This window comes from Leptolyngbya sp. KIOST-1, assembly GCF_000763385.1.
Classification (GTDB): Bacteria; Cyanobacteriota; Cyanobacteriia; order Phormidesmidales; family Phormidesmidaceae; genus Nodosilinea.
In genome coordinates, this window is the sequence record NZ_JQFA01000004.1 from 1,578,318 (window position 1) to 1,591,209 (window position 12,892).

Annotated in this window: 9 protein-coding genes; 2 read left to right on the plus strand and 7 right to left on the minus strand. The window is 60.5% G+C overall.

Annotated elements, in window-relative coordinates; translation table 11 throughout:
• Nucleotides 1-22 precede the first annotated feature (22 nt).
• The 4 genes from NF78_RS24070 to NF78_RS24085 form a co-directional block, all read right to left on the minus strand.
• Entirely contained in the window at nucleotides 23-2,392 is a 2,370-nt protein-coding gene (locus NF78_RS24070; protein WP_197064952.1) for a hybrid sensor histidine kinase/response regulator, read from the minus strand.
• 972 nt (nucleotides 2,393-3,364) lie between these two features.
• Nucleotides 3,365-3,757, minus strand: a complete 393-nt coding sequence (locus NF78_RS24075) for an AbrB family transcriptional regulator (RefSeq protein ID WP_035992393.1) — start codon at nucleotides 3,755-3,757, stop codon at nucleotides 3,365-3,367.
• Nucleotides 3,758-4,410: 653 nt separating this feature from the next.
• A complete protein-coding gene (locus tag NF78_RS24080; RefSeq protein WP_035992396.1) occupies nucleotides 4,411-5,115 on the minus strand; it encodes a 2,3-bisphosphoglycerate-dependent phosphoglycerate mutase in 705 nt (234 codons plus the stop codon).
• Nucleotides 5,116-5,409: 294 nt separating this feature from the next.
• Nucleotides 5,410-5,898 carry a hypothetical protein gene (locus NF78_RS24085; RefSeq protein WP_035992399.1) on the minus strand — a complete coding sequence of 163 codons (489 nt, stop codon included), beginning with the start codon at nucleotides 5,896-5,898 and terminating at the stop codon, nucleotides 5,410-5,412.
• Nucleotides 5,899-6,134: 236 nt separating this feature from the next.
• Here NF78_RS24085 and NF78_RS28565 point away from each other — a divergent pair, with 236 nt between their 5' ends.
• Nucleotides 6,135-6,656 (plus strand): hypothetical protein, encoded by a 522-nt coding sequence (locus NF78_RS28565; protein WP_156119949.1) that lies wholly within the window; start codon nucleotides 6,135-6,137, stop codon nucleotides 6,654-6,656.
• A 284-nt stretch (nucleotides 6,657-6,940) separates the two neighbouring features.
• On the opposite strand, the gene NF78_RS24095 is transcribed toward NF78_RS28565, so the two are convergent.
• The 3 genes from NF78_RS24095 to NF78_RS24105 all read right to left on the minus strand — a co-directional run bounded on the left by NF78_RS24095 (nucleotide 6,941) and on the right by NF78_RS24105 (nucleotide 12,089).
• Nucleotides 6,941-10,648 carry a CAAX amino protease gene (locus NF78_RS24095; RefSeq protein ID WP_035992402.1) on the minus strand — a complete coding sequence of 1,236 codons (3,708 nt, stop codon included), beginning with the start codon at nucleotides 10,646-10,648 and terminating at the stop codon, nucleotides 6,941-6,943.
• Nucleotides 10,645-11,520 carry a PHP domain-containing protein gene (locus NF78_RS24100; protein WP_035992406.1) on the minus strand — a complete coding sequence of 292 codons (876 nt, stop codon included), beginning with the start codon at nucleotides 11,518-11,520 and terminating at the stop codon, nucleotides 10,645-10,647. The genes NF78_RS24095 and NF78_RS24100 overlap by 4 nt, the downstream gene beginning before the upstream one ends.
• Before the next feature lie 65 nt (nucleotides 11,521-11,585).
• On the minus strand, nucleotides 11,586-12,089 hold the full coding sequence (locus tag NF78_RS24105) for a hypothetical protein (protein ID WP_035992408.1): 504 nt from the start codon (nucleotides 12,087-12,089) through the stop codon (nucleotides 11,586-11,588).
• A 125-nt stretch (nucleotides 12,090-12,214) separates the two neighbouring features.
• Between NF78_RS24105 and NF78_RS24110 the strand changes: the two genes are divergently transcribed.
• Nucleotides 12,215-12,799 carry a hypothetical protein gene (locus tag NF78_RS24110; protein WP_052050902.1) on the plus strand — a complete coding sequence of 195 codons (585 nt, stop codon included), beginning with the start codon at nucleotides 12,215-12,217 and terminating at the stop codon, nucleotides 12,797-12,799.
• Nucleotides 12,800-12,892 lie beyond the last annotated feature (93 nt).

The window sequence follows — 12,892 nt, forward strand, 5'->3', positions numbered from 1 at the left end:
AGCGCAGAGGCAGCTACACCTGTTATGGCAGGGGGGGATCGGGTGCGTCGGTCATATCCACGATTGCTTCGATCAGTTGATCGATTTCGAGGGGCTTGGCAATGTGGCGCTGGTAGCCACTGGTTCTAGTTTGCTGGTAGTCGCTGTCCTGGCAGTAGGAGGTGAAGGCCAGGGCCGGCACCTGCCCTCCTTGATCCGCAGGTAGGGCCCGAATTGCTTGAATCAGGGTATGGCCGTCGGCAATGGGCATGCCGATGTCGCTGATCAGCAGATCAGGCCGAAAGGACTCCAGTTTTTCCATCGCCTCCAGGGCAGAGGCCGCCGTTAGCACTGTGGCCCCCTGCTGTTTGAGCAGGGTGGCCAACAGATCGAGGGTGGCCGGATGGTCGTCTACCACCAGCAGGCGAATGCCGCCTAGGGACGGACCGGGCAGGGGTTGTGGTGTCCCTGGAGGCGCGTCCAGGGGTGCTTCGGTCTTGAGAAGCGGCAGGCTGACGGTAAAGGTGGCCCCGAGGCCTTCCCCAGGGCTATTGGCGGCCACAGTGCCGCCGTGGGCTTCCACCAGGTAGCGCACAATCGACAGTCCCAGCCCCAGCCCCCCGTACTGACGGGTGATGGAAATATCTTCCTGGCGGAACAACTCAAACAACCGGGGCAGAAATTCGGGTTTGATGCCTTTGCCATTGTCTTTGATGGTGATGTCAACCTGGCGATCGCCCTGGCTCAGCCCCACCTCCACCTGCCCGCCCTCCGGGGTAAATTTGACCGCGTTGGAGAGCAGGTTCCAGACTACTTGCTGTAGTCGTGCTTTGTCGCCCGTCACCTGAAAGCGCAGACCCTGATCTGTCGCTGTCGCTGTCGCTGCCCCGTCAGGGGTTGAAGGGGCAGCGTTTGGAGGGGCCTGCTCCACCGCGTAGCTCAGGGAGATAAACTTTGCGGTGGCGGCTGGTCTCACGGTGTCTATGGCCGACTCCACAACAGCGTTGAGATCGACCGGCCTGGGATCGATTCTGAGCTTGCCCCGCAGAATCTTGGCCATGTCCAGGAGATCGTCGACCAGCTGGGCCTGGAGTTTGGCGTTTCGCTCAATGGTGGCCAGGGCTTGGGCGGTTTTGGCCGCACTTAGCTGGCGGGTCTGCAGCAGCCTGACCCAGCCCAGAATAGGGTTGAGGGGGGTTCTCAGCTCGTGGGAAAGAATAGTCAAAAATTCATCTTTGACTCGGTTAGCTCGCTCGGCCTCGGCGCGGGCCTGCTGCTCTCGCCGCAGCAGAATTTCTTGCTGGGCTTCTGCGGCTTTGAGCGCACTCAAATCGAGCACAAAGGCAATGGTTTCTTCCCTGGTTTCGCCTACCTGGCTGTAGCCAATCAGCACCGGTACCCGACTGCCGTCCTTGCGAAGGTATTCCTTTTCGTAAGGGGTGCAGGCTCCCTTAGCCCGCGATTCGGCAATGGCATACTCATCCAGCGGCATGCTCTCTGGGGGAGTGATGCTGGCCCAATGAATGTTCCCAGCCTCTAGCTCCGTGCGGCTGTAGCCAATGATCCTGAGCAGTTCATCGTTGGCCTTGTAGATGTAGCCCTGGGCATCGCCGTAGAGAATGCCGACGACATTGGCGTTGACAAAGCACTGGAGTCTGGATTCGTTCTCGGCCAGGGCGGCGGCGGTTTTTTCGCGCTCGGCCTCTCGGCGTTTGCGCTCGGAAATATCGACGGTGGAGCCGACAATGCGAACGACTTCGCCCTGGGCATTCCGCACCAGATAGCCGCGCTCCCACACATCTACCCAGTGCCCATCGCGGTGACGAACCCGGTATTCACTTTCGTAGTGCTCGCTGGTGCTGGTAAATAGCGCCTCTAGCTCGGGCTGTAGTCGGGCCAGGTCGTCGGGATGCAGGCGATCGCACCACCACTGCGGCGTCGAGGCGGCCTCGCTGGCCTCAAACCCCACCAGATCGTGCAGTTGGTCCGATCGATAGACGCTGTTAGCGTTTAAATCCCAGTCAAATATCACTCCCTTGACAGCCTGGGTCACAAGCCGGAGCCGCTCCTCTAGCTGCTCCGGCCGCTCCAGGCTGGCCGGTAGTTCCGGAACGGGCTGGCGGTCCCGTTGGGTCTGGGCGATCGCCTCTCCTACACAGGTGGCCAGCCCCGCCGGGGTGAGCTGGGCCTTGACCAGGTAGTCAGCGGCCCCCCACTTAAAGGCTGCCACAATGAGCGCTGCCACGTCGTCCCCTACGACTACCACTGGCGGCGCGATCGCCCCCAATTCCTGCCTGATCTGGTGGAGCAGGTTCAGTTCCCCGGGGTCGGCCGTATCCAGTTCCAGCACGATCGCATTAAACGGTTGAGCCTGGCAGCGGGCTAAAATCTGCGGCACCTGCGGCTTCGCCATTACCTCGTAGGTAATGGCGGCCTGCGGAGCTAACCACGAACTATTGCCCCCACCAAGGATGGACAGCTCCCCAATTATCAAAAGCGCGCGGTAGGTGCCTAGCATACCCTGCACTTACCTAAGCGTGGCCGATTCGCAGACGGGCTAGGGATGGTCTCAGATCCCAAAAAGTGGAGGACAAAGCGATCGACGCACCAGCTTAACCTGGACGGAAAACTGGTGCAGGATGCGGTTGAAATCAACGTTGGCCTCACCAGCACATATATCTGTTAGGCAGATTGACCCAGACTTTTCAATAGTTATAAAAATTTAGCGCAGGCCTGCCCGCTTAAAATCTATCCCAGGGTAGAAACAACGGCCTGGGGCAGCGGAAACCGATGCGGTTTTTGGCTTTAGGCTTGATTTGCGGCACTGTTATCAAACCCAAATACGTGTGTACCTGTACTGTCAACGTTGGCAGTACAGGTGACTTAAAATCCCCTGACTAAACCTCTGGGACCACTTTCTAAGTCAGGGATTGACGGTGCCACTAAGACTGGCGCCTTGACAGGTGCGCGGAGACGCCTTTAGAAACTGGGAACTACCAGCCAAATCTTTCGATTCCCAACCGTTGCCTACGCCTCAAGGAGTCGTTCCCGTTCTGTGTCTAACCGAGAAAGCCTCCACTCATCTGAGGAAACGGGTTGACCCACAAAACTTGACAATAATGAGGCCTCGCCCAGGCAGATCTGGGCAAAACGAGTTTTGACGGAGTTCAGTCAATGGAGGTGGGCAGCGGTGTTCCCTATGTATAGATTTAGGAATACCGCTGCCTGGGGGCGTGTCATCAGGGCGTATCATCAATTGTGGCTAAAAGCCCGGTATATCAGGCCTTTCCACGCCTCAGCTAAAAGCCAGACTAGGGGCTGTAACCTTTGATTTTTGAGCGTTTAGCCGCTAATTGATAACAGCCCCCAAACATTGGGCTACAGCCTACTCTTCCCCTTCTTCATTGCCATCGCTGTCGAGCTTGACCAGGCGAATGTGCTTGTAGCCCAGCTTGATCTGAAACTCATCGCCGGTCTTGAGGCCCATTTCTTGGGTGTAGGCCGCCCCAATCACAATCTGGCCGTTTTTGTGAACCGTGACGCTGTAGGAAGCCTCCCGGCCCCTACCGTCTTTGGTTTTCTCGGGTTCAAGCTGAATGCCCTTAGCCGACAGTAGCGCATCATAAAACTCGGCCAGGTTGACCCGAACTTGACCGTCTTTGCCTACGGTGTAGTAGCCGCATTCCTTAGCCAGTTCCCGCTTGGTCAGGCCGTCATTTTCCTTGACTTTGGCCAAAAGTTCTTTGCCTGTCAAAGCTTCCTTACTTTTTACTGCCATAGCTCAGAGCGTCCATAAATGTATACGTCGAAGTTGTGGTAGTCGCTGGGCGACTTTCACCAGGTGTTGGGAGTTCTTTTATCTACTCTAACTGATGATCGATCGTCTGACGACTCAATAGGTCAGCGATTTGATCCAGTATCTACAACCCTGTACATAGATTCCACACTGATTATAGTTATGAATAGGCGAAGTGGTTCTTATCTTTGAGATCAATATCGAGAGTATTTAGAGGCAAAATTTGTTGACGTCACAATCGATGGAGTGCATCGCCGGTTTGTTATTCGGTTCGTGAAACGGCTGTGGCGGAAAAATAGAGCGGAGTGGATTATAAGGATCTCACTGCTCACGCGGGTTACGGATTCTTCACGGCGCGATCGCGACATTCAGCAATCGCTGTTGCGGCCGTAGAATTTACGCCCTGATAGCCCATTCCCCAGACCCAGAACTCGACAACTGGGTCCACCATCTGGTTTTCCCGAACCAGTTTGCTCTACCGACAACATTCAGGCCATCACCTATGAATGCGGCTGAAAACCGCCCCGGCACCCCAAACTGCCCGATGGGTTGAGGAATCTCATCTCAGATCGAATTGGCTTTAGCCCACGTGAATGGAGCATGGAAAGCCAACCCGGAGGCGATCGCCGGAGCTGTTACGCAACTAATATTTGTTTCTGGGTAAACGCGCCCTGGGCATCCACATCGTAGGTAATGGGGACCCCCGTAGCCAGTTCCAGGTGGGCCACCTCATCCTCGCTGAGGCGATCGAGGACCATCAGTATCGATCGCAGCGAATTGCCGTGGGCTGCCACCAGCACATTTTTCCCGGACAGGAGTTCTGGCAAAATAGCCTGCTCAAAAAAAGGGACCGTCCGCTTTACCGTATCGGCCAAACTCTCGCCCCCCGGCGGACGCACATCGTAGGAACGACGCCAGAGGTGAACCTGCTGTTCACCAAACTTGGCCGACATTTCGGCTTTATTCAACCCCTGGAGGTCGCCGTAGTAGCGCTCATCCAGGGCCGGAGATCGAATGATCTTAAGCTCTTGCTCGGGTTGGCCAATGTGGTGATCCCAACCGTGCCAGTCGGGCTCTGCCGGGTCGTGCCAGATGTAGGGAATGCGACCACCGCGCACCTCATCGCATTCAGTCAGACAGACAATCGCCGTTTCGATCGCCCGAATCAGCATACTGGTGAAGCAAATATCCACGGTGTAGCCTGCGTCCCGCAACTTACACGACGCAATGGTTGCCTCTGCCCGCCCCCGTTCGCTCATGGGCACATCGACCCAACCCGTGAACTTGTTGGCGGCATTCCACAGACTTTGCCCGTGGCGGATCAAAATGAGTTTGGCCATGGGGTAAGAACAACCCAAGAGTTTTTAGCAACTATAGCGATGACCATGCCCAGAACGGCTGGACATCCCCAAAACCCAGAGGCGATAGCTATACCATCCTAGGACGGACGAGGCCCTTGACCCATCCCATAAGGAGGAAATAAGGAGGAAAAATCCTGCTTGGGATCCCCTGAGGGCGTGTCATCAATTCTGGCCAACACCCTTCAATATCGGTGTTGCCACGCCCGACCCAAGTCATTGACTAGGAACTGTAGCCGTTTACTCTGGGGCATTAGAGACCAGGTGACGACAGCCCTAGGCGTCAGATTCCGCCTCGACCGACTCGTCGGCTAGCAGGCTCTCCCGCAGGGCCAAATATTTCTTGCCCTGGGGAGTGAGATTGACGTGTTGGGTCAGATTCCCTCCCTCAGGCAGCTGATCGAGGTCTGACTTGGCGCTGACAAAGCCCAGGCTAGTCAGCCGCTTGAGGTCGCCAATCAAGTCGGCGGAGTGGTCAAAAGACTCTGCATCCTGGTCTGTATCGAGTTGCTGCAGGTGGTGAAGCTCAGATTCAGACACAAAGCTGGTCAACAATAGCTTGAGGGACTCAACATAGGTCTGCTTGGATTCCTCAAGTTCAACTGGTCCAATTTTTGCTTTCTGAATATTGCTGTTCGAAAATTTCTCGAGCAGGCTGAACAGCGGCCGGTAGAAAAATAGCAGCACAACCGTAATCAACAGCGGCCAGGACAGCAAAATTGGCCCCAGCACCGAAACCCAGTCGAAAATAGAGTGCGCTTTCACGAAACCGGCCTCCCTGACCCCAGAACTGCCCCGTACTTAGCCTAATGACCCTATTTCGCTACAGAATCAACCCGACGGCATGTTTTAGCGCGATCGCCGCTCTAGTTGCTGGGCCTGAATTCTATGACAGAGATACGCCTCTGGATAGAGGCCTACTTCCTTTGGCTGAGGGATAGCGAGGCAACCTATTTTCCCGATCATGAAATAGTAACTAAATAGGGAGATTTCTAAATCCTATGTCTACTGTGTCAAAACCCAGTACCACTAAGCGCAGACTATCGTTTTTGGGCAATAGCCTGCTGGTGGTGGCGGTGCTTGGGGTGGCTAAGGTGAATGCCCAAACAGCACCAGCGGTCCAGCCGTCACAGCCCCAACTATCCAGCGTCAACTGGCTGGCCCAGGCTGAAACTATCCCGTCCCTGTACGAGCGCCTGACGCCGGTAGGGTCCATCGGTCCGGTCCAGGGTGATGTAACCATCACGCTTCACAACAATAGTGGCTCGGCGATCACCTACGAAGCCATTGCGGTAACCGACGCGCGCACCCTGGCCAGTGGCGAAAGCGTCGAACTGTCGGGCCTGAGTGCGCCTATGACTATTGCGTTTTATCGAGCAGACGGTGGATTAACCCAGGCCACCCTGACAGAGGTCTCCCCCCAGGAAACAGCCTTTACGGTGGAGCTTGCCCCAACCCCAACCCTGGATGACGACAGCAATGCGATTGTTCTGCAGGAGACGGGCAGCATCTTTTTGATGTAGCAATGGCCCTTGTACTCTGCGGCGCAAGTTGGCCAACCACTCCTGACACCTGGCACCCAGTACCCAACACCCACAGCAAGGGTTTTTATATAGCGATGGCTAGCGATGGCCATCGCGCTTAGGACATTGGCCCCTGCCAACGGCAAAAACGGGGGCGGCGCAATGGCTATACGCCATTGCTTCTGGAGCGTTGGTCATGTCCTAACGGTTCTGGCGATGGCTATATTCCTGCCCGCCAGTTCTAGTCACCTACGGATGGGGAAGTGGAGCGCTGGCCCAGCGGGCTAGAGCGTGAACGGAGCCAAGGGTTCGATGGTGGGGTCGTGACCGCCGAGCTGGTTGGTGCGCAGCACCCAGAGGGCCGCGCCGTGGCGTAGACAGAGCTGGGTCATGGTGTCGCTGGCTTTGCGGGGCAGCATCGTGCGCCAGCTCAATAGGCCTCGGCCCAGGGTCTTTAAGGGAAAGTCCGACAGGTTGCTGCCCAGGGATTCCTGCTCGTCGGCCCAGTCGGCCCGGGCGCTGCCAAAGGGCAGCAGCTCCTGCTGAATCGCCCGGCGCAGGCGGAGCAGCTGCTGGAACTGCTTGGCCTGCTCGGGGTTCTGGGCTTCCCAGGCTTTGAGCGTGGCCCGGTGAGCCTTGACCGCCTCCTCCAGGTGGATGGCGCTGGCGTACATGGCCTGGTTAGAGTCCTGGGCGCAGTTGTTGGCGGGGCCTACGTAGGTGACGCCGGTACCGTCGCCCGTGCGGTAGCGGGCGGTCATCAGCTCTAGCTCCAGGCGCAGGTCGTCGAGGGCCGACCAGGGTTGGCCGTTGAAGTCGAAGGGTTGCGTGTAGGCGGGCAGCCTGATCAAAATATCTGAGACCGGCCGGCTGCCCATGAAGCCCCACTGGCGATCGCCCATGTACAGCGGCCAGTCGAGGGCCCCCGCTACCAGCCCGCGCCGGTTGTGAGTGTAGACCTGATGGTAGCGAATTTCAAACTGAAGCTCGTCGGCCAGGGGATCGCGCACCACCGTGGCAATGCCGTAGGCAAAGTGACCAAAGTAGATCGGCCCCTGGGCCGCCGGTTCGCGCTGCTCGCCGCCAATGCCGCCGTAGACATGCACCAGCAGCGCCTGATCGCCCTCCTGCCATCGGGCGATGGCGGCCTGCTCGGAGGTGGCGCTGGGGTCAATCAAAACCGCTGCGGCGGTGCCCTTGCGCTGGGCCAGGTGACGCCATGACTCGCGCCGCAGGTACTGCCTGCCCTGGTGGGCACTGGTGATCACGTGATCGGGGCGCAGTTGAAACAGGCATCGGGGGCGCAGCGCTTTCACCACAAAGTCACCGTCGTGGGACTGGGCTCCGTAGAGGTACCAGCCGGAGGCATTCAGGGGCGATCGCTCCAGCCCGGCATTGGTAAAGGGCAGCACTCCGTTGTCGTCGGCGACCACCGTCGGCAGGCGCACCGTTTCGCTCAGCCCGTCAAAGGCCTGGGTGGCGAGGTTGTAGTGCACCACCCGGTAGCACTCCAGGTCATCGTCGACCGGGCCGAGAAACTGTACCAGGGCGGTGTAGGGGCCGGAAATTTGGATTGGCTCGTGGAGGACGGTGAGGGTGAGGGTGGGTGTATGGATAGATGGGTGGTGGGGTGGATGGGTGGATGGGGAGTTGGATGAATCGGGGGTGACGGCTACGGGTTCCGGCAGCTTGACCAGGATGTCGTCGATGGGGTGCGCTCCGGCCAACGATTCCAGCGGCGTCACCAGACGCCAGTGGTTGAGGCGGGTGGGCAAAATCAGGCCCTGGCGGTGGGAGTCTTCGGCCCCGGCGCTGAAGTGAATGTCGCGGGTGACGGCCTGAAAGCGGTAGTTGAGGCCGGCTGCCCCCTGCCAGCGCAGGATGACCCGTTGCCCAAGCCAGGGGCGGTAGGCGGGAGGGGTATGCAGCAGCTCCAGCCATACTCCGTCAATCTGACTGCGCTGGGCCGGTTCGGGCAGTACCAGCCGCCCCACCCAGTTCCCCACGGGTTGGTACCAGGGGGCGGGCAGGGTTTGCCGCAGCGGGTAGTAGCTGGGGTGGTTAAAGGCGGCGCTCTGGAAGTGGTAGTAGTTGCCCAGCTTAACCACCTGAACTTTTTGAATGTCCAGGTACTGGCGCAGATCGCCCACCAGAATATCGAGGCTAAGATCCAGGGTTTGCTGCAGGTGGCTGCGCCCATCCGGCAACATCGCCTGGTCGTCGAGGACGCCCCCTGGCGTCTGGTGCCCGACCGGCCCCAGGGAGATGAAGGTAATTTTCCTTTTCTGCCTGGCCCGGTTCCAGTAGGAGAGCGGCACAATTCTCCAGCGGCGGGGGAACATAACTGGCCCCAGGCGCTCGATCGGGTCTTTGCGGCCCACCAGGTGGTAGATCTGCTCGGCCTCGGTGGCGTATCCGTTCCCCGCTATCACCCCGGCCAGGGAAATAATTTCGATCGGGGCCCCCAGGGCCTGTTTCAAAAAGGGCAAAATGCCCAGGGCAATCTGGCCGCCGCCGCTGTAACCAATCAGCGTCAGAGGAATGCCGCCGCTGGTGGGGTACCCCGCCTGCAGCAGGCTTTCGTAGACCCGCTGGGCCACCCCCTGGTTGTAGATAGGGCCAAAGCGCTGGTCCGCCGACACCGCCACAATCAAAATATTGCGGATATTGATGACCAGCCCTACCCAGGGGCCCAACCGCTGGGCCAGCGCCTCAACCCCGCGCCAGAAGAAGGCCAGGGGGCGGTCCTGGGTCAGCGATCGGTTTAGCACCGAGTAGGGAATCAGCCCTTTGACCAGGGTAATGGTGGCAGGCAGGTGCTGGTCCAGTTCGTCGAGGTAGCGGGCGACCGTGGGCTGATAGGTGGCGGTGGCCTGGTTGATACCGTCGAGGTAGACAATGAAGCGGCGCGGACAGGCGCGATCGCCCTCAGGTTGCTCAATCGGCTGGGGGCCAAGGGTATCGACCTCGTCGCCGTACCAGCCCGCCCACCAGCCCAGGGCCTCCAGCGGAGCCAGCATGGCGCCAACCACCAGGGCGATCGCGCCGACCCAGACCAGATCGGCTAGCCAGCGGGCCGAGCGACTCTGGCTCTGGCCGGTGAACAGAAGCGATCGCAGGGGTTCCAGGCTGAGAGCCACCACCAGGGCCAGCAGGCCCAGGCCCAGGTAGATTCCCAGCAATGTCAGCCGCCGGGTCTCCAGCTTGGGCAACCCCTGCCGCCGGGTTTTGCCTCGCGGTTTGACACGCCCCGAAAGTTCGTCACTCCCTGCCGACAGCGTTTCCATCGCCACCGAAGCAGGGACTGTCTCCATCCCTGGCTGGCCGCTGCTGTCGGCGGTTTTTGTCCCCATAGGCCCGGCGGTGATCAGCGTTTTGATCTGCCACCGGTTGACCACCAGCTTTACCCCCGCCGCCCGGTTGGTGAGCCAGCGGCCCAGGTTGACAATCGGCTGGCCCACAGTCTGTTGCAGCACCTGCAGCACAATCCACCCCAGGCCCACATGGCCCACCGCCTGGGTCACCGAGAGATTGGCCAGCACCGCAAAACCGACCACCACAGCCAGCAGGTTCCACACCGAGAGCAGCCGCAGCACCGGGACACCCAGGTAGGGCATGGCCCCCAAAAAGCTAAACACCAGGGGCAGGTAGCTAAAGGCCAGGCTGTCGGCCACCGTCTGCCAGGGAATCGACTGTTCTAGAAACCAACGGCTGGCCAGCCAGATGCTCAACGCCCAAAATAGGTAGCCCGCCACAAATAGCAGCCCCGCCAGCACCAGACTCAGCACAAACCGCCAGGGTTTCACCCGGTTGGCAAACAAAATAATGCTCTGGGCCACCGCCTGGGACAGCCCCGCCACAAACACCACCGCCAGGGCCAGGGCGTCTACCCGGTCGGACGGGAACTGGCGCAGGGCCAAAAACGCCTCGGGATCGAGGCTCAAAATGCCGCCCAGCACTCGGCCCAGCGTGTCAAAGGTCAACTCAGTCATGGCTGGTCGGAGTTGGTCGCCAGGGTTGCCGCCGCCTGCTTGAGTGGGTTCAGCAGCTCCAGGGGAAGGTGCAGGTGGTTGAGCTCCACCGGAGCATCGGCGGATTTTTTGGCGCTGGGCCTGGCCTTGGTGGCGGGTTTGGGCTCCGGCGGGCCGTGGTAGTCGCTGCCGCCGGTCATCAGCAGGCCGTAGTGGCGGCAGTAGTCCTCCAGCCGCCGCACATCGCTGGGGCTATGGTGGGGGTGGTAGACCTCCACCCCCATCAGCCCCGCCGCCACCAGCTGGGGCATCAGGGCATCTACGGTCGATCCCTTGAACAGGCACGGGTGCGCCCACACCGGCACCGCGCCGCAGTCGCGCAGCAGCTGAATGCCCTCGGCGGCAGAAAATTTTTCGTAGGGCACGTAGACGGGGCCGTGGTCCCCCAGCCAGCGGTCAAAGGCTTCGCGTTTGGTGGCCACGTGGCCAGCCTCAACCAGGGCAGCCGCCAGGTGGGGCCGCCCGGGGGCCATGTTTCCCCCCATGGCGGGCAGCTCGATCGGGTAGCCCAACTCGGCCAGCTTGGCCGCCATCTGCCGAGCCCGGCGGCGACGGCCTTCAATGCGTTCGCTCAGGGGCGGTTCTAGCCAGTCTCGGCGAGGGTAAAAGCCCAGAATATGGAGCGATCGCCCCTGTTCCACCGTGCTGAGTTCTACCCCCGGCACTACCTCCAGACGGTCTCCGGCGGCGGCGATCGCCTCATCCCACCCGGCCAGGGTGTCGTGGTCGGTAATGGCTAGAGCTTGCACACCCGCAGCGATCGCCGCCCTGACCAGGGCCGCTGGGGTCAGGGTGCCGTCCGAGTAGGTGGTGTGGCTGTGCAGGTCGAGCATGGCAGTGGTGCGTCGCTGGGGTACGTGCTTTCATTGTGCCCTACCGGCTGTGCCCTCACGGTCGTCTAAACCGCTGCGGTCGCCTGGTCAATCGCCCGCTCGACCAGGGACTTGGCCTTCTGATCGAGGGTGAGCCAGTCGATCTCGCCATCGGGGGCGATCAGGGTGGGGTCCACGGTGACGGGCTGCCCAGGGCGGTAGTCGGTGAAGCACACCGCGAAACACAAATCCCACAGGTCAAGGGTGGCGGTGCGGGGTTCCTCGGTGGTACCAGGTCCCTGGGTGAGCCGGAGCTCGTAGCCAGGCAGGGGGGTGGGCAGCTGGCTGAGCTGTTGGCGAATGGTTTCGGCCGCCGCTGGCGAGGCGGCCTCTAGCTGGGCCGCCAGATCGCGCACCTGCTGCCGCTGGGCGGGGGTGGCATCGCCCGGCCAGCGCACCTGCTCCAGGTAGTCACTGCGCCAGTTGAGGGTTTCGGTGTGCTTGCGCACGTTGTCGACCACGCGAATCAGGCAGGGTTGCAGGAGCTGGGCGGCCTGGGTTTCGTCGGCGGGGGTGGCAAAGGTTAGCATGGCGGCAGCTGTGGCAGCATAGGACGAGGCGTGACAGCATTCTAGCTGACCCCTGGCGCTGCCCAGGCCCAGCCCCCCATGCCACACTGCTCTGCAAACCCCGCTCACAACCCTCCGAGGTCGATATGCCCCTGCGGCCCTTCCACAGCCCCGGCGCTGGGCTTGAATATCGCCTGCTGCTGGCCCTGATTATGGCGGGGGCCGCCCTGGTCACGGTGCTGCTGATTCAGCTGCTGTTGCCCTGGCTGGTGGTCGGGGGGCTGGCCTTCGGTAGCATTTGGCTTTGGCGGCGGCACCGGGCGCGCGAACAGGCCCTGCACCGGCTGTTCTACGCCCAAATCGCCGCCCACCAGGGCCGCCTCAGCGTGCTCGACTTTGCGATCGCAGCTCAGATTACCGGCCGCGAGGCCCGCCGATTCCTCGACCAGCGGGCCCAGGAGTTTTGGGGCGACTTTGAACCGACCCCGGCTGGGGATGTGCTCTACACCTTTCGATCGCCCAACACCTCGCCCCATTCCGTTGCCAGCGCCGTCCCGCCCGCCCTCTCGCTCACCGTCGCCGACCTGGCCCAGCGGCTGGGCTGCACCCCAGAGGATCTGGCGGCCCGGTGCAGCCAGCCCGATTTTGGGCCGTGGAGCCGCGATCTCGACCCCGACGGCTGTCGCTGGCGGTACGATGCCGATTGCGATCGCTTCTGGTCTGAACCATAAATCTTTGCCCAAATCCTTTACAAAGTGGCCACCGTTTCCCAGCATAGAAAAGGTCTTGCAAGCACAGACTCGCTCACAGCCAGCCCTTTTACC